Origin of the sequence: Streptomyces sp. NPDC087310, from assembly GCF_044744405.1 — a bacterium.
GTDB lineage: Bacteria > Actinomycetota > Actinomycetes > Streptomycetales > Streptomycetaceae > Streptomyces.
Genome location: NZ_JBIUYF010000002.1, coordinates 854,212 through 870,270, shown reverse-complemented (window position 1 = coordinate 870,270; position 16,059 = coordinate 854,212). Strand labels below are relative to the sequence as shown.

The 16,059-nt window shown below is 70.8% G+C and carries 15 protein-coding genes; 8 read left to right on the top strand and 7 right to left on the bottom strand.

Translation table 11 applies throughout. The features are described from left to right. Window positions 1-94: 94 nt before the first annotated feature. Entirely contained in the window at window positions 95-1,156 is a 1,062-nt protein-coding gene (gene nac, locus ACIO3P_RS09520; protein WP_329823718.1) for a nitrogen assimilation transcriptional regulator NAC, read from the bottom strand. A gap of 359 nt (window positions 1,157-1,515) precedes the next feature. Here nac and ACIO3P_RS09515 point away from each other — a divergent pair, with 359 nt between their 5' ends. From ACIO3P_RS09515 to ACIO3P_RS09485, 7 genes are all read left to right on the top strand, one after another. Continuing rightward, entirely contained in the window at window positions 1,516-2,298 is a 783-nt protein-coding gene (locus ACIO3P_RS09515; protein ID WP_401848266.1) for a LamB/YcsF family protein, read from the top strand. Between the two features lies 1 nt (window position 2,299). Then, window positions 2,300-3,085 carry an allophanate hydrolase subunit 1 gene (locus tag ACIO3P_RS09510; RefSeq protein WP_401848268.1) on the top strand — a complete coding sequence of 262 codons (786 nt, stop codon included), beginning with the start codon at window positions 2,300-2,302 and terminating at the stop codon, window positions 3,083-3,085. Next, window positions 3,078-4,103: a biotin-dependent carboxyltransferase family protein gene (locus tag ACIO3P_RS09505; RefSeq protein WP_401848269.1), complete on the top strand. Its 1,026-nt coding sequence runs from the start codon at window positions 3,078-3,080 to the stop codon at window positions 4,101-4,103. Before ACIO3P_RS09510 ends, ACIO3P_RS09505 begins: the two co-directional genes overlap by 8 nt. An 86-nt stretch (window positions 4,104-4,189) precedes the next feature. Further along, the gene (locus tag ACIO3P_RS09500; RefSeq protein WP_401785175.1) at window positions 4,190-5,500 is read left to right on the top strand and encodes an MFS transporter; all 1,311 of its coding nucleotides are present in this window, start codon (window positions 4,190-4,192) and stop codon (window positions 5,498-5,500) included. Between the two features lie 46 nt (window positions 5,501-5,546). Then, window positions 5,547-6,290 (top strand): SDR family oxidoreductase, encoded by a 744-nt coding sequence (locus tag ACIO3P_RS09495; RefSeq protein WP_329823713.1) that lies wholly within the window; start codon window positions 5,547-5,549, stop codon window positions 6,288-6,290. Window positions 6,291-6,294: 4 nt separating this feature from the next. Then, window positions 6,295-7,524: an aspartate transaminase gene (locus ACIO3P_RS09490; protein WP_401848271.1), complete on the top strand. Its 1,230-nt coding sequence runs from the start codon at window positions 6,295-6,297 to the stop codon at window positions 7,522-7,524. Between the two features lie 27 nt (window positions 7,525-7,551). Next, window positions 7,552-8,226 (top strand): 4-carboxy-4-hydroxy-2-oxoadipate aldolase/oxaloacetate decarboxylase, encoded by a 675-nt coding sequence (locus tag ACIO3P_RS09485; RefSeq protein ID WP_329823711.1) that lies wholly within the window; start codon window positions 7,552-7,554, stop codon window positions 8,224-8,226. Window positions 8,227-8,340: 114 nt separating this feature from the next. On the opposite strand, the gene ACIO3P_RS09480 is transcribed toward ACIO3P_RS09485, so the two are convergent. The 6 genes from ACIO3P_RS09480 to ACIO3P_RS09455 all read right to left on the bottom strand — a co-directional run bounded on the left by ACIO3P_RS09480 (window position 8,341) and on the right by ACIO3P_RS09455 (window position 14,862). Continuing rightward, window positions 8,341-10,029 (bottom strand): adenine deaminase, encoded by a 1,689-nt coding sequence (locus ACIO3P_RS09480; RefSeq protein ID WP_401785182.1) that lies wholly within the window; start codon window positions 10,027-10,029, stop codon window positions 8,341-8,343. A gap of 106 nt (window positions 10,030-10,135) precedes the next feature. After that, window positions 10,136-11,149, bottom strand: a complete 1,014-nt coding sequence (locus ACIO3P_RS09475) for a nucleoside hydrolase (RefSeq protein ID WP_401848272.1) — start codon at window positions 11,147-11,149, stop codon at window positions 10,136-10,138. Further along, complete coding sequence (locus ACIO3P_RS09470; protein ID WP_401848274.1) at window positions 11,146-12,192, bottom strand: ABC transporter substrate-binding protein; 1,047 nt, start codon at window positions 12,190-12,192, stop codon at window positions 11,146-11,148. The genes ACIO3P_RS09475 and ACIO3P_RS09470 overlap by 4 nt, the downstream gene beginning before the upstream one ends. Further along, window positions 12,189-13,214: an ABC transporter ATP-binding protein gene (locus ACIO3P_RS09465; RefSeq protein ID WP_401848275.1), complete on the bottom strand. Its 1,026-nt coding sequence runs from the start codon at window positions 13,212-13,214 to the stop codon at window positions 12,189-12,191. The genes ACIO3P_RS09470 and ACIO3P_RS09465 overlap by 4 nt, the downstream gene beginning before the upstream one ends. 38 nt (window positions 13,215-13,252) lie before the next feature. Further along, window positions 13,253-14,041, bottom strand: coding sequence for an ABC transporter permease (locus ACIO3P_RS09460; RefSeq protein ID WP_329823706.1), 789 nt, complete (start codon window positions 14,039-14,041; stop codon window positions 13,253-13,255). Then, a complete protein-coding gene (locus ACIO3P_RS09455) occupies window positions 14,038-14,862 on the bottom strand; it encodes an ABC transporter permease (RefSeq protein WP_329823705.1) in 825 nt (274 codons plus the stop codon). The genes ACIO3P_RS09460 and ACIO3P_RS09455 overlap by 4 nt, the downstream gene beginning before the upstream one ends. 156 nt (window positions 14,863-15,018) lie before the next feature. Between ACIO3P_RS09455 and ACIO3P_RS09450 the strand changes: the two genes are divergently transcribed. Beyond that, window positions 15,019-16,059, top strand: a complete 1,041-nt coding sequence (locus ACIO3P_RS09450; RefSeq protein ID WP_329823704.1) for a LacI family DNA-binding transcriptional regulator — start codon at window positions 15,019-15,021, stop codon at window positions 16,057-16,059.

The window sequence follows — 16,059 nt, the reverse complement described above, 5'->3', positions numbered from 1 at the left end:
TCCAGTGACGAGCCATGCGGGGGCGGCCGGGCGGCTGGTTTCGAGAAAACTAGCCGGGGCGGTCACCGGAGACAAATAGCGGTTCTGTGTGACGCTATCGGCGATTCTTATTCTCACCGGGATTCTTGTCAGGAGTCTCGCCGGGATTCTCGGCAGGATCCTCACCGGGATTCGGGGCTGGATCCTCGCCGGGATTCCTGTCGGGAGCCTCGCCGGAACCCTCGCCGAGGTTCGTGTCGGGATTCTCGTCCGGGGACCCGTCGAAGGCGGTGACCAGTTCGAGGAAAAGATCGTGCACCGCCAGGGCGGGTTCCCCGAGGGGCTGATTGTCCGAGGTGACCAGGGACAGCTTGACCTGGATGACGGGATCCACGATGCGGCGTACGGACAGGGCGCGGACGTCGAGGATGGCGCGCGCCGCCGACCAGGGCAGGATCGTGGCGCCGAGGCCCGCGTCCACGGCGTTGACGAGCGTCAGCGCGGACTCGACCTCGCCCACCACGTTCAACTGGAGCGACGCCTGCTGGAAGGCGGCGTCCACGACCTGCCGGATCGTGTGGATGCGGCTGGGGAGCAGCAGGGGCACGCTCGTGAGCTCCTCCAGGTTCACCTCCCCCTGTCCCGGCGGGGCCGTTTCGCCGGGCGCGCCGATCAGGAACAGGTCCTCCGTGCGTACGGGCTCGAACTGCACGCCCCGCAGCGGGCCGGCCCCGTAGATGAACGCCATGTCCATCCGGCCCGTCATGATCGCCTCGCTGATCACACCGCCGAAGTTCTCGTTGATGTGCAGCAGGATGTCCGGATAGCGCTCGCGCACGCTCTTGAGCAGCGGCAACGCGAGCGCCGCACCCAGGCTGTACGGGGCGAGCCCCACCGACACGCTGCCGGCGGGGGCCCGGCCGGAGACCTCGACGGCGGCGTGGGCGAGATCCACCTGGCGGAGGATGAGCTGCGCGTGCCGGTACAGCGCCCGGCCCGCCTCGGTCGGGGCGACCCCGCGTTTGCTGCGGATCAGCAGTTGCTGCCCGAACTGCGCCTCCAGCGCGGACAACTGCTGGCTGAGCGCGGGCTGCGCGATGTGCAGGATGTCGGCCGCGCGCGTGATGCTCCCCGCATCGATGATCTTGATGAACGAGTACAGACGCCTGGTGTCCATGCGGGGCCTTCCGTGGGGAGCAGGGCCTCATCGTAGGGAGGGGGCCGACCCGAAGCGTAGCTTCGGCGGGCCTCCGGTGTGAGGTGGGTCATAACGGTTCGTGATAACGCCAGACCGAACGCATATTGGCGGTCATGCGACCAGGAGATTAAGTTGAGCGAATCATCCACCCGGAACCGACCGGCACATTGAATTCGAGTCGGCCGCCAGGGGCTCTTCCTGGTCGGACCCTTCCTGCTCGCGATCCGCTCTCGCTCTGCCCGCGATCGTTTTTGTGCCCGAGGAACGCGGATTCTTTTCCGGATATCACGAAGACGTGGTGGCCCTCTCCTTCCCAGAATTTCCTCCCGGAGGACGTCATGACTCCCATGGTTGATCTCGTCGCCGATCTCGGTGAGGGATTCGGTGCCTACTCGATGGGCGACGACGAAGCCCTTCTGGAGATGCTGACCTCCGCCAATGTGGCCTGCGGATTCCATGCCGGTGATCCGCGCATCATGGACGCCACCGTCCGGCACTGCGTGGAGAAGCGGGTGGCCGTGGGCGCCCATCCGAGCTTTCCCGACCTGGTCGGCTTCGGCCGCCGCGCGATGGACCTCACCCCTGAGGAGGTCCGTACGGACGTGCTCTACCAGGTCGGCGCCCTCCAGGCGTTCGCCGTGGCGCACGGCACCCGGGTGCGCCATGTCGCCCCGCACGGACGCCTCGGCAACCTGGTCGCCGTACGCGCCGACTACGCCCGTGCCGTCGTGGACGCCGTCGCCTCCCTGGACGAGTCGCTGATCATCCTCGCGCAGGACGGCGAGCTGGCCGACGCGGCCCGCGCCCGCGGACTGGGCGTGGGCATCGTCGGTATCGCCGACCGCGCGTACCGCGCCGACGGGACGCTCGTCCCCCGCTCCGAGCCGGGGGCGGTGATCCACGACCCGGAGGAGGTCTCCCGGCGGACGCTGCGGATGGTCACCGAAGGCGTGATCCGCAGCGTCGACGGCACGGACATCTCCGTCACCTGCGACACCGTCCTGCTGCACGGCGACAGTCCCGGGGCCATCGCGCTGGCCGGCCGTATCCGCGAGGGACTCCTCGCCGCCGGAGTCGCGATCACCCCGCTCGACCGAGTGCTGAGCTGTAAGGGCGCCTGACATGAACAGCAACGCCATGAACAGCAATGCCATGAACGGCGATGTCACGAACGACGTCATGAACAGCGACGTCACGAACGGCAATGTGGTGATCGCGGACTGCGGTGACTCCGCCCTGGTCGCCCAGGCCGTGGGCCTGGGCGCAGAGGACGCCTGGCGGCTCGTCCACGCCCTCGCCGACGCCCTGGACACCGTACGGCTCAGTGGTGTCCACGACGTGGTGCCCACCTACGACGCCCTGCTCGTGGAGTTCGACTGCGCCGCCACCGACCACGGCACCGTCCGGCGGGTCCTGGCGCACGAGGCGGCCCGCCTCGGACCGAGCCCCGCGAGGACGGCGCCGCCCCGGCGTTTCCTCGTACCCGTCGTGTACGGCGGTGAGTACGGCCCCGACCTGCCGGAGGTGGCCGCCCAACTCGGCCTGGCCGAGAGCGAGGTCGTCGCCGTCCACTCCGGATCCGATCTCACCGTGCGCTGCCTCGGCGCGCCCGCGGGCGCGCCGATGATGGACGGGCCGCCCTTCCCCGGGCCGGTGCCGCGGCTGGCGTCGCCCCGCACCCGGGTCGACCCCGGATCGGTCGCCGTCGCCGGCCGGCAGGCGGTGATCTGCCCGATGCCCTCGCCCGGCGGCTGGCCGCTCCTCGGGCGGACCCCGCTGCGCGTCCTCGACCCGCACCGCGACCCGATCACCGCCTACCTGCCCGGCGACACCTTCCGCTTCGTCCCCATCACGCCCGACGAGTGGGACGACCACGCCGGCAAGCCCCTGGCGGCGTGCCATGGCTGACACCCTCAGGATCAGGACCGCGGGCATCGTCACCGTGCAGGACCTCGGCCGGGTCGGCCGCTCCCGCTACGGTCTGCCCGCCAACGGGGCTGCCGACCAGCACTCGGCGCGCGTCGCCAACGTCCTGTGCGGCAACGACGAGCGCGCCCCGCTGCTGGAGATCACGGCGCTCGACTTCGCGTGCGTCCCCTCCAGCGACATCCTCATCGCCGTGACCGGCGCCCCCGCCGACGTGATCGTCGACGGGGTGGCCCGCCCGCAGTGGGAACCCGTTCCCGTACGCGCCGGCGAGACCGTCCGTATCACCGGCATCCGGCGGGGACTCCGCGTCTACCTGGCCGTACTCGGTTCGTTCGAAGCCGAGTACCTCCAGGGCAGTTGCGCCCCCGACACCATTCTGGGGTTCGGCCCCGCCCTGCGCGGCGGCGACGAACTCGTGCTGCGCACCGCCTGCCCGCCCATCGATCACCCCTTCTCGCGGATCCCGCTGTTCCGCCTGCACGCGCCCGTCCCCGCCTTCCCCGCCACCTGGACCATCGACGTCACCGACGGTCCCGACCGGGCCGAGTTCGGAGACACGGGAAGGCGCCTGTTCGACGCCCCCTTCACCGTCAGCCCGCAGAGCAACCACATCGGCCTGCGGCTGAGCGGTGAGGTGCCCCGCCGGGTCACCCGGGGCGAGATGCTCTCCCGCGGTGTCCCCATCGGGGCCGTCGAGGTACCCGCGGGGGACGAACTCCTCGTACTGCACCGCGGTCGCGGTGTCACGGCCGGCTACCCCGTCCTCGCCGTCGTCACCGCCACGGGCCTGTCCGACCTGGGGCAGGTGCGCCCCGGGCAGACCATCCGCTTCCGCCACCGCACCCTCGACCAGGCGGTCACCGCCCACCGCGCGCGACGTCACGCCATCGACGCGCTGCGGACCCGGGTCCGCACGGCCTTCGACACCCTGCGTATCCGCGCCCCCGCCGCCGGTACACCCGCCGCCGGTGCCTCCGCCGGTCTCGGCACCGGCTGAACCCCGCCCCGCTCAGTACCCCCTTCGCCCGCCCGCACGGAGCCGAACACCCCTCATCCCCAGCCTGCTTGCCAGACAGGAGAGCCATGACCACCGTGGCCGCTCAGCCGACACCCAACACCGTCGACCCCAAAACAGCCCGTAAGGTCACCCTCGCGGGGTGCGTCGGGATCTTCGCCGAGCTCTACGACAACGGCATCTTCGGCTTCATGGCCGGAACGCTCGCCGCCGTCTTCTTCCCCGGCTCCGACAACGCCATCCAGCTCGTCTTCCTCGGCTACGCCGTCTCCTTCTTCTTCCGCCCCCTCGGCGGCATCATCTGCGGACACCTCGGCGACCGCATCGGACGTCAGAAGATGCTGGTCTTCGTGGTGATGCTGATCAGCGTCGCCACCGCGGCCATCGGCGTCCTGCCCACCTACGCGAGCATCGGCATCGCGGCGCCCATCCTGCTGATCCTGCTCCGCGTCGCGCAGGGCTTCTCCGTCGGCGGTGAGGCGTCGGGCGCCATGAGCTTCCTCGCCGAGCACGCCCCGGAGGGCAAGCGCGGCCTCTACACCAGCTACGCGCAGATCGCCTCGTTCCTCTCCCTGCTCACCGGCACCCTGGTCGCCGCCGGCATGACCAGCGGACTCGGCACCGAACGCATGGAGTCCTGGGGCTGGCGCATACCGTTCCTGCTCGCCGTCCCCCTCGGCGTCACCGGCATCTACATCCGCAAGCGCATCAGCGACACGCCCAACTTCATGCGCCTGAAGGAAGAGGGCGGCCTGTCGAAGAACCCCCTCAAGGAAGCCTTCACCTCCGCCGAGCACCGCCGCGCCATGCTGCTGGCCCTGTTCATCCCCCTGATGAACGGCTCCGGTTACTACGTCCTCTTCAGCTACATGCCCACCTTCATGAGCAGCGAGCTCAACTTCGGCAAGGTCCAGGGGCTCCTCGTCACGGCCTCCAGCCTGGTGGCCATCTGTATCGCCATCCCGTACATGGGCCGGCTCTCCGACCGGGTCGGGCGCAAGAAGGTCATCGCCGGCGCCGCGATCGCCATGGCCGTCGTCGGCGTTCCCTGTTACCTCCTGATCGGTACCGGCAACGTCGCCCTCGCCGCCCTCGGCGCCTGTGTCATGGCCATCGTGTTCGCCGGGCACACCGGTGTCATCCACATCCTGCTCGTCGAACTCTTCCCCACCCGGGTGCGCTACTCCGCCTACGGCCTGGGGTACAACGTCTCCTCCGCACTCTTCGGCGGCACGGCCCCCCTGCTGATGACCTACCTCATCGACCGCACGGGCAACGTCAACATGCCGGCCATCTACGCCGTGGTCACCGCGCTCGGCACCCTCATCGCCGTGTCCCGGGTGAAGGACCGCGCCCACCTCCCCCTGCGCGACGTCTGACCCGCTGCGCCATCCGCACACCCCCCGCATCAAGGAGCACACCACCATGCCCATTTCCGACTACAGGACGGCCCTCGTCACCGGAGCGTCGACCGGCATCGGAGCCGTGGTCGTCGAGCGGCTCGCCAAGCGCGGCCTCGAAGTGCACGCCGTGGCCCGCAACGCCGAACGGCTCGACGCCCTCGCCGCGGCCACCGGCTGCATCCCGCACGCCGTCGACATCACCGACACCGAGGCGCTCACCGCCGTGCTGGAGGGCCTGGAGATCGACGTCCTCGTCAACAACGCGGGGGTCTCGCGCACCGGCAACATCCTGACCGCCGACGAGTTCGCCATCGACGAGCAGGTCGCCGTCAACATCCAGGCCGTCCTGCACCTGGTGCGCCTGCTCATGCCCGGCATGGCCGAGCGCGACCTCGGCCACATCGTCAACATCAGCTCCATCGCCGGCGTCTACAACTTCGGCGGCAACACCATCTACCACGCCACCAAGGCGGCCGTGCACACGCTCTCCCGCCAGTTGCGCGTCGACGGCTACGGCCGCCGGATCCGCGTCACCGAGATCTGTCCCGGACGCGTGGAGACGGAGATCTTCGGCCGCCTGCTCGGCGACATGGAAGAGGCCCAGCGGCAGTTCTACGACGGTTACGAGTCCCTCAAGCCCGAGGACATCGCCGACGCCATCGAGTTCGCCGTCGACACGCCCCGGCACGTCAACATCGGCCACGTCGAGATCCTGCCCACCTTCCAGGTCCCCGGCGGACTCAACTTCGAACGCCGGGAGGGCTGAGACGATGAGCGGCCTCCCCCCTGCCACCGCGGCACGCGTACGCCGTATCAACCCCTCGCCCAGTACGGCGGCGGCGCAGCGTGTACGCACGCTCAAGAGCCAGGGGCTCACCATCCTCGACCTGACCGTCGGTGAGCCGGACTTCGACACCCCCGAACACGTCAAGGCCGCCGCGATCCGGGCCATCGAGGCGGGCGAGACCAAGTACACGCCCGTGAACGGCACCCCGAAGCTGCGTGCCGCGATCGCCAGGAAGCTCCGCGAACGCCACGGGCTGGAGTGCGGCGACGCCCGGATCACCGTCGGCGGCGGCGCGAAGCAGGTCATCTTCCTCGCCCTGATGGCCACCCTGGACGAGGGGGACGAGGTCATCGTTCCCGCGCCCTACTGGGTGTCCTACCCCGACATGGTCCGTGCCAACGACGGCACCCCCGTGATCGTCGAATGCCCCGAGACGGACGGCTTCAGGCTGACCCCGGAGCGGCTCGGGGCCGCACTCACGGAACGTACGCGCTGGGTCGTCCTGAACACCCCCGGCAACCCGACCGGATCCGCGTACACCGTCGACGAACTGCGCGCGCTCGCCCAGGTGTTGCTGGACCACCCCCATGTACGCGTCCTCACCGACGAGATCTACGACGAGATCTGGTACCGCGAGGAGGACACCCCGAGCCTGGCGGCCGTCGAACCCCGCCTGGCCGACCGGGTGTTCCTCACCAACGGTGTCTCCAAGACGTACGCGATGACCGGGTGGCGCATCGGCTACGGAGCGGGTCCCGCCGACCTGGTGACCGCGATCAACACGCTCCAGTCCCAGACCTCCTCCTGCCCCTCCTCCGTGAGCCAGGCCGCCGCCGTCGCCGCCCTCACCGGACCGCAGGACTTCGTCCGGGAGACCGTACGCGTCTACCGCGCACGCCGCGACGCGACCGTGAAGCTCATCAACGACGTTCCCCTGCTCCGCTGCACCGTCCCCGACGGCGGCTTCTACCTCCTGGTGAACTGCCAGGACGCCCTGGGGCGGTTCACGCCCGCGGGGGAGCGGATCGAGAACGACGAGGACTTCGCCCGCCACCTGCTCGACAGTGAACAGGTCGCCGTGATCCACGGAGCCGCGTACGGGGCGCCCGGCTACTTCCGTATCTCCTTCGCCACCTCGACGGAGATCCTCACCGACGCGTGCGCACGCATCGCGACGGCCTGCGCCGCGCTCTCCTCCGCCCCGCCCCTCTGATCCGCCCCTCTGATCCGAAAGGCCATCATGATCCGCGTCAGCACCACGTTCGAGCGGCCGGAGCCCGCCGTGATCGAGCGACTGAGCGCCTTCTCCTCCGCGACCATCCACGAGGCACAGGGCCGGCTCGGCGCGCTGGACTCGGCCATCAAGCCGGTCGACCACCGCATGTCCCTGTGCGGCCCCGCCTTCACGGTCCAGTGCGCGCCACGCGACAACCTGATGCTCCAGACGGCCATCGCCTACGCCCGCCCCGGGGACATCGTGGTCGTGTCCGCCGGCGCCTACGAGGAGGCGGGCTCCTTCGGGGACGTACTCGCCAACGCCTGTCAGTCGAAGGGGCTCGGCGGCCTCATCACCGACACGGGCGTCCGGGACACCGAGGACCTGCGCGCCCTGGGGTTCCCGGTCTTCTCCCGCAGTGTGTCCATCAAGGGCACGGTCAAGGAGACCGTCGGCCCGATGTGCGAGCCGATCACCATCGGCGGCGTACTCGTCCGCCCCGGCGACGTGATGCGGGCCGACGCCGACGGTGTGGTCGTCGTCCGCCGCGAGGACGCCGCCGAGGCGGCCACCGCCTCGCAGGAGCGGGTCGACACGGAGGCGGAGTACATCGCCGCGTACCGGGCGGGCAGGACGGTCGTCGAGATCTGCAACCTTGAGCCGCTTCTGGCGGCCAAGGGCCTGGTGATCGAGGACTAGGGCCACCAGGGCCCTGGGCTGCGAAGCCCGAGCCTCAAGCCGTTGTGACGGCTGTTGTACGGCGCCGAACCCCCGGGCTCGGCGCCGTACTCACGCGCACGCCCACGCCCACGCTCACGTCAGGACGGCGGGCTCCCAGGCGCGGTCGACCACCCGTACCAGCCCCAGGTCCGTCAGCTTCACCTGCGGGGAGACCGGCAGCGTCATGGTCGAGATGGACATGAACGCGTTCCGGTGCGCCCAGCCCCAGCGGTGCAGGGCGTCACGGATCGCGGCCGCGCCCCGCGACACCTCTTCGGCGGGGCGGTCGGAGAGGACTCCGGCCACCGGCAGCGGCAGATGCACCGGCTGTTCGCCCGCGGCGATCACGCAGATCCCGCCGTGCGAGCCGATGACCCGGTTGGCGGCCTCACGCAGCGCCGCGGACGTGGTGGCGATCACCGTCAGGTTGTGGCTGTCGTGCGCGTACGTGGTGGCCGCGGCCCCGTCCGACAGGTCGAAGCCGACCACCGGGGCGGTCGCGCGCCGGCCGCTGCGGTGGTGGCGTTCGAACACGGTCAGTACCGCCGTCCGGCCCTCCCAGCGCACGACACCGTCCCGTACGGGGAGGACGACCTCGGCCGGTTCGGTGAAGGTGTCCACCGGGTTGACCCGCAGGGCCCGGAAGACATGGTCGCCGTCCGGCAGGTCCACCACCCAGTCGTGGCCGTCCGCCTCCAGCGGGTCGAGGTGGACGGAGTCGGCGAACGGGTTGCCGGACAGCTCCGCGGGGGCGCTCTCCCCGACCGGCTCGCCGCCGCAGACCACCATGACCGGGGTGAAGTCCGCCAGTTCGCGCAGCAGCACCAGGTCGGCGCGGCGGCCGGGCGCCACCACGCCGCGGTCGTCCAGACCGAGCCGGCGCGCGGGGTGCAGGGTCAGTGCGCGCAGCGCCGTCAGCGGGTCCATACCGGCGCCGACGGCGACCCGCGCGATGTGGTCGAGGTGGCCGCGCTCCACGATGGCGTCCGCCGCGAGGTCATCGGTGACCAGGCAGAAGTCGGGCAGGACGGGCAGCGCGGCGAGGCTGCTCACCAACTCCGGGGTGAGGCACTTCTCCTGGAGCATGAGCAGCATGCCGAGCCGGGCCTTCTCGACCGCGACCTCGGGGGAGTTCTTGGTGTGGTCGGAGTCGATGCCCGCCCACAGGTACTCGCCCAGGTCGTCGCCGGAGAGGTTCGGGCAGTGTCCGTCCAGCCGTACGCCCTTGGCGCGGGCCGCGGCGACGATCTCCCGCATCCGCCGGCCGCCGTCGACGACGGCCCGGTAGTCCATCACCTCGCCGAGGGTGGTGACACCCTCCCAGTCCAGCATCTCGGCGATGTCGTCGGCGCCGAGCGCGGCGCCCGCCGTCTCGAACCCCTCCAGGGCCGGTACGCAGGAGGGCACCGCCCAGTGCATGGACTGCTGGGCGCCGCGGCCCTGTTCGATCATCCACGCCATGGCCTCGCGGCCGGCGACGTTGACGATCTCGTGCGGGTCGGCGAGCACCGTCGTGGTGCCGCGGGGCAGGGTGATCCGGGCGAACTCGCGCGGGGCGAGCAGCGAGCTCTCGATGTGCATGTGCGCGTCGATGTAACCGGGCGCCACCAGCAGGCCGTCGGCGTCGATGACACGCGCGGCGTCGATCCGCGTGCCGGGGCGCAGCAGGGCGCGGATCCGGTCGCCGGTGATCGCGACATCGGCGGCGGTCAGCTCCCCGGTGTGTACGGAGACCACGCGGGCTCCGCGGATCAGCAGGTCGCAGTGGCTGGGCGCAGGCATCGGGGGTTCTCTCGTTCGGTCGTCGGCTTCGGGGCGGGTGGCGAAGGTGTCGGCGTGGGGCCGGTCAGGCTGGGCGGTTCAGGTCGGGCCGGTCGGGCCGGGCCGGTCACGGGTGCGCGGGCGCCCCGTACGTGTGCAGCAGCCGGGTGATCAGGAAGGAGCGGAAGGCGTCGGCGTCCACACCGGTGGCCACCCGGGCGTTGTGGGGGAGCCCGGTGCGGCCGTGCACATCGGCGATCAGCTTGCCGCGGGAGAACTCGCCGCCGCACTCCACCGTCACCCAGGCGTCGGTCCACTCGATCAGGTCCGGGCGTACGGCGGCGGCCACCGCCAGCGCGTCGTGGACCGCGCAGGCGTCGATGCCGTGGCGCCGCTCGTACCGGGTGGCCAGATGGTCGAGCATCCGGCCCGCCGCGCCGGTGACCGGCGCGCCGTCGGCCAGGAGCCGGTCGATGTCGGCCCGGGTGGTCAGCGCCGCGCGGGTCACGTCGAGTCCGACGATCCGCAGCGGCACCCCGGCCTCGGTCACGTACCGGGCCGCCTCGGGATCGGCGAAGAAGTTGAACTCGGCGGACGGGGTGACATTGCCGGGCGCGAAGGCCGCCCCGCCCATCACCACGATCTCCTTGATCGCGGGGGCGGCGTCCGGATGGGTGTGCAGCAGCGCCGCGATGTTGGTGAGCGGTGCGGTGGCGATCAGGGTGAGGCCGCCGGCCGGGCGGGCGCGCAACCGCTCCGCGAGCCAGGCGACGGCGTGTTCGGGGTGCGGCGTCCGCGCCGACGGGGGGAGGGTGACGCCGCCGAGTCCGCCCTCGCCGTGCACGGGTTCGTCCGGGATGCGGACGGCGCGGGCGAGCGGTCCGGCGTGGCCGCGCGCCACCGGCAGGCGCGGGTCCGTACCGATCAGGTCGCACAGGCGCAGCGCGTTGTCGACGACCTGTCCGATGCCCACGTTCCCGGCGACGGTGGTGATGCCGGTGACGTCGAGTTCGGGCGACGCGAAGGCCAGCAGCAGGGCGACGGCGTCGTCGATACCGGGGTCGCAGTCGATGACGACGGGCTCCGGGGAAGCCGTCTCCGGGGAGGGCGTCTCCGAGTAGGGCGTCTCCGGACGGTTCACCCGGACACCTCGCGCTGGAAGCGGTCGACCCACTCGGCGTTGTTCTTCGCGGCCAGCTCCAGATCGGGGGTGGTGAAGCCGTTCGCGGCGGGGTCGGCTGCGGCCTCGCCCACCACCTTGCTGATCTCCTCCGGGATCGCGGCGTCCTTGTTGACCGGCTTGTCGTGGAAGGTCGCCGCGGCCTTCTCCTGGACCTCCGTCGACAGCAGGTAGTCGATGAACTTCTCCGCGCCCGCCTTGTTGTGGGCGCCCTTCACCAGTTGCGCGGTGTTGGAGACCACGTAGCGGCCCTTGTCGAGGGGCGCCCAGGCGATCGGCTTGCCCGCGGTGACGGAGTCGATGGCGAAGAGGTCGAGCGCCGGGGCCATCTCCACCTCGCCGCGGTCGAGCAGGCTGACGAGTTCGGTGCTGCGGCTGAAGTACTTCAGTACGTTGGGGGAGTTGGCGGCGAGCTTCTTGAACGCCGTGTCGGTGTCCCCGGGGCCCGAGCCGTAGGTCGCCGCGGTGCCGTAGAGGAAGGGCACTCCGGCGCTGGTCGAGATGTCGGGGACGGCGATCCGTCCCTTGTTCCCGGCCTGCCACAGGTCCTTGATGCCGGGCGCCTTGTCGACCTTGTCGGTGCGGTAGAGCATGCCGAGCAACTGGTAGGTGTACGCGGGGGCGTAGCCGTCCTTGTCCTTGGCGAAGTCGTGGATCTTCGCCAGGTTGGGCAGGGCCGACGCGTCGACCTTGTCGAACAGCCCCTGCTCGCGGCCCATCCGGGCGAACAGGTCGGAGATCATGACGACGTCGACCGTCGGGTTGGAGCGGTTGATCCTGAGCTTGGTGAGCCGCTCGGCGTTGGCCCCGCTCTCGATCTCGACCTCGATGCCGGTCTTCTCCTCGAACGGCTTGACGATGTTCTTCTCGAACAGGTCGGCGCCGAAGCCGAAGGTGGAGACGGTCAGCTTCTTGGGGTTCTGCTCCCCGGCGACGGATCCGGCGCAGCCGGCGAGCGGCAGGATCAGCAGGGTGGCGGCGGTGGTGACGGCGAGTCGTCTCATGACGTGGGAGTCTCCTGGCTCTGAGGGAGGTCTACGGCCCGCTCCGCGGGGAGGTCCACGGCGTGGGCCGCGGGGAGATGGAGGCGCACCCGCTGTCCGGCGGACAGGGCGAAGTCGGTGCTGGTGGCCAGGACGGTGCGGCCCTGGGATTCGGCGGTGACCACGCAGTCGGTGCCGCGGAACCGTACGGCGGTGAGGTCGGCGTCGACCGTGGTGCCGCCGGCGGGTACGGGGGATTCGGGGGCGAGCACCTCGACGTGCTCCGGCCGGATGGTGACCGTACGGCCGTCCGGCAGCTCGACGAAGTTGTCGTAGCCGAGGAACTCGGCGACGAAGCGGCTGGCGGGCGCGCGGAACACCTCGCGCGGGGCGCCCTGCTGGGCGACGGTGCCCCGGTTGAGTATGACCATGCTGTCGGCGAGCTCCAGCGCCTCCTCCTGGTCATGGGTGACGAGGATCGCGGTGAGCCCGGTCTCCTTCTGGATACGGGCGAGTTCCTGGCGCATCTGGATGCGCAGCCGCGCGTCGAGGTTGGACAGCGGCTCGTCGAGCAGCAGGACGGAGGGGCGTACGGCGATGGCGCGGGCGAGCGCGATGCGCTGCTGCTGACCGCCGGACAGTTGCTTCGGCTTGCGCCCGGCGAGGTGGGACAGGCCGACCATCTCCAGCGCCTCGCCGGTGCGGGTGCGCTGCTCGGCGTCGGGGACGCCCCGCATCCTGAGGCCGAAGGCGACGTTCTTCTCCACGGTCATGTGCGGGAAGAGCGCGTACGACTGGAAGACCATGCCGATGTTGCGGCGTTCCGCCGGCAGCCTGGTGGCGTCCTCGCCCTCCAGCAGGATGCGTCCCGCGGTGGGCTCCAAAAACCCGGCGATCATGCGCAGGGTCGTGGTCTTGCCGCAGCCGCTGGGGCCGATGAGCGCGGTGAACTCCCCACGCTCCACGGTCAGATCGAGGTTCTCGACCGCCACGGTTCCGCCGAACTCCCGGTGGACCGATTCGAGTTGAACCACTGGCTTCATCGTCGTACCCCTCTTGCTCCTGTAGTGGCCCGCCGCGCTCATCGGCCGAAGACCTTGTTGAATCCGACGAGGCGTTCCGTCAGCAGGGCCGCGCCGACCGTGGCGGCGAGCAGCAGGGTGCTCACCGCGGCCACCACCGGGTCGTAGGAGAACTCGACGTAGTTGAGCATCTCGACGGGCAGTGTGGAGATTCCCGGTCCCTTGAGCAGCAGCGAGAGCGGGACGTTGTTGAACGAGGTCAGGAAGGACAGCACGGACGCCGAGACGATGCCCGGCGCCATCACCGGCAGGGTGATCGCGAAGAACGTCCGCAGCGGTCCGGCGCCGAGGCCGCGGGCGGCCTCCTCCAGGGCCGGGTCCGAGAGGGCGAGCGAGGCGCCGGTGACGCGGACCGCGTACGGCAGCAGCAGGACGGTGTGGCCGATCAGCAGCGCGCCGAGGGCGGTGATCCGCAGGGTCACCATGAGCTGCTGGAAGAGCGCGAAGCCCAGGACGAGTTCGGGGACGATCGCGGGGGAGAGGAAGAGGTTCTCCACCGCCTTGCGGCCACGGAATTTGTGGCGCTGCACGGCGAGGGCCACCGGGATGCCCAGCACCAGCGCGAGCAGCGTCGACACGGCCGCCACCAGCAGACTGGTCAGCAGGCCCTGCTGGAAGGCGGTGTTGGAGAGCGCCAGCTCGAACCAGCGTGTGGAGAGGCCGGACGGCGGGAACTCGACGGTGTCCCCGGCGGAGAAGCCGATGGCGACGACCAGCAGGATCGGCCCGAGGAGGAAGGCCATCGCCAGGGTCGACAGGAGGGTGAGTACGGGGCGTCGGCGTTTCACGACGTGGCCACCTTCGCCGATATCCTGCCCGAGGCCCAGCCGACCACGAGCACCAGTACGGTCATGAGCAGGGCGACGGCGCCTGCCCCGTTCCAGTCGAGCTTCACGTTCGCGTAGTCGTAGAGCAGGGTCGCCAGGGTCCGGTTACGGGAGCCGCCGAGCAGCAGCGGTGTGGTGAAGGCGGTGACGGCCCCGGCGAACACCAGGGTCGCCCCGACCAGGACACCGGGCACCGCGAGCGGCAGCACGATCTGCCGGAAGGCCCGGCCGGGGCTCGCTCCGAGGCCGCGGGCGGCGTCCTCCAGACCGGGATCGATGTGCGACAGCGAGCTGTACGAGGTAAGGATCATCAGCGGCATGAAGAGCTGGGTGAGACCGGCGACCAGGGCGAACTCCGTGTAGAGCAGCTCCGGCGGGCTGTCGGTGAGCCCGGTCGCCAGGACGACGTCGCTGATGATGCCGTTGCGGCCGAGGATGACCAGCCAGGAGAAGGTCCGTACCACCGTGCTGAGCAGCAGCGGGAAGACCGCGAGCGCGAGCAGCAGGCCCTGACGGCTCTTCGGGGCCCGGGAGATGAGATAGGCCGTCGGGAAGCCGAAGAGCAGACAGACGAGGGTGACGGTGACGGCCACGCGTACGGTCCGGGCGAGGACGCCCAGTACGTAGCCGTCGGTGAGCAGGGAGCCCAGGGTGCCGACGACGTCGGGGTCCTCGGCCGCGGGCGGCGCGAAGAGCGTCGTGACGAAGGGGAACGCGAAGCCGAAGGCCAGCAGGGCCAGTCCGGGCGCGAGCAACAGCCCCAGGGTGGCCTTCCGGGACACGGCCACGCCTCCTCTCGTGAGTCTTCTGTCGGAGTTTCCTACAACCGGTTGCTGCAACCGGTTGCAGCAACCGGCAGTGGGGGACGATACTCACGCTGGAATCGAAGCGTCAACGCGCTCGTGTAAAGATCCCGTTACGCACACCCTGGGGGCGAGATGGTGAGGCTGTCGGACGTCGCACGCGCGGCGGGGGTGTCCACGGCGACCGCGTCCCGCGCGCTGAGCAGACCCGGCATGGTCGCGGCCGGCACGCGCGAGCGGGTGCGGGCGGCGGCCGAGACCATGGGGTTCGAGTTCAACGCCAGCGCCCGCGCGCTCACCACCGGCAGGACCGGCCTGACCGGCGTCCTCGTCCCGAGCCTCGCCAACCCGTACTTCGCCCCCATCGTGACCGGTGTGCAGCGGGCGCTGTCGCAGGACGGTGACAACATCCTGCTCGCCGTCTCGGAGGGGTCACGGGGCAGCGAGCTCGAACTGGCGGGGAAACTCGCCTCCCGCGTCGACGGGCTCGTCTTCATAGCGCCGGTGAGCCCGGACCCGGTGATCAAGGGGTTCACCGCGAGACTGCCGGTCGTCACCGTGGACCGTACGGTGCCCTCGGTGCCCGGCGTCCTGATCGACACCCCCGGCGGCGTCGCCGACATCGTGACCCATCTGGCGGGCCTCGGCCACCGGGCCATCGCCTACGTGGGCGGCCCGGACGGCTCCTGGATGGCCGAACGGCGCACCACCGCGGTCCAGGAGGCGGCCCGCAGGGGCGGCGTCGACCTCACGGTCCTCGGCCCCGTCGCCCCCCGCATCGACGCGGGACTGGCCGTCGCCGAACGGATCGCCGCCGAACGGACCGTCACCGCCGTGGTCGCGTACAGCAGTTACCTGCTGATCGGCCTGCGCCTGGGGCTGCGCGACGCCGGCGTACGGGTCCCCGCCGACATCAGTCTGGCCGCCTCGGACGACCTGACCGCGATCAGCACGGACCGCCCCGACACCACGGCGCTGCGGGTCCCGCTCGAAGAGGCGGGCGCCGCGGCGGTCCGGCTGCTCCAGGAGCCGCACCCGCCCAAGCGCGCCCGGCGGGTGCGCGTCGCCACCGCACTGATCGTCGGCGCCTCCACGGCACGGGTCGCCGGGGCCGCGGAGGCCGCCGGAGCCGCAGACGTCGCCGGGGCCGCGGATCCCGCCGACGGCGCGGTGTGA

What these genes read in the sequence shown, in the direction of transcription:
- ACIO3P_RS09470 (WP_401848274.1), bottom strand. Translation starts at nt 12,192, where the DNA reads ATGAGACGACTCGCCGTCACCACCGCCGCCACCCTGCTGATCCTGCCG.
- ACIO3P_RS09505 (WP_401848269.1), top strand. Translation starts at nt 3,078, where the DNA reads ATGGCTGACACCCTCAGGATCAGGACCGCGGGCATCGTCACCGTGCAG.
- ACIO3P_RS09480 (WP_401785182.1), bottom strand. Translation starts at nt 10,029, where the DNA reads ATGCCTGCGCCCAGCCACTGCGACCTGCTGATCCGCGGAGCCCGCGTG.
- nac (WP_329823718.1), bottom strand. Translation starts at nt 1,156, where the DNA reads ATGGACACCAGGCGTCTGTACTCGTTCATCAAGATCATCGATGCGGGG.
- ACIO3P_RS09465 (WP_401848275.1), bottom strand. Translation starts at nt 13,214, where the DNA reads ATGAAGCCAGTGGTTCAACTCGAATCGGTCCACCGGGAGTTCGGCGGA.
- ACIO3P_RS09485 (WP_329823711.1), top strand. Translation starts at nt 7,552, where the DNA reads ATGATCCGCGTCAGCACCACGTTCGAGCGGCCGGAGCCCGCCGTGATC.
- ACIO3P_RS09515 (WP_401848266.1), top strand. Translation starts at nt 1,516, where the DNA reads ATGACTCCCATGGTTGATCTCGTCGCCGATCTCGGTGAGGGATTCGGT.
- ACIO3P_RS09500 (WP_401785175.1), top strand. Translation starts at nt 4,190, where the DNA reads ATGACCACCGTGGCCGCTCAGCCGACACCCAACACCGTCGACCCCAAA.
- ACIO3P_RS09510 (WP_401848268.1), top strand. Translation starts at nt 2,300, where the DNA reads ATGAACAGCAACGCCATGAACAGCAATGCCATGAACGGCGATGTCACG.
- ACIO3P_RS09450 (WP_329823704.1), top strand. Translation starts at nt 15,019, where the DNA reads ATGGTGAGGCTGTCGGACGTCGCACGCGCGGCGGGGGTGTCCACGGCG.
- ACIO3P_RS09495 (WP_329823713.1), top strand. Translation starts at nt 5,547, where the DNA reads ATGCCCATTTCCGACTACAGGACGGCCCTCGTCACCGGAGCGTCGACC.
- ACIO3P_RS09490 (WP_401848271.1), top strand. Translation starts at nt 6,295, where the DNA reads ATGAGCGGCCTCCCCCCTGCCACCGCGGCACGCGTACGCCGTATCAAC.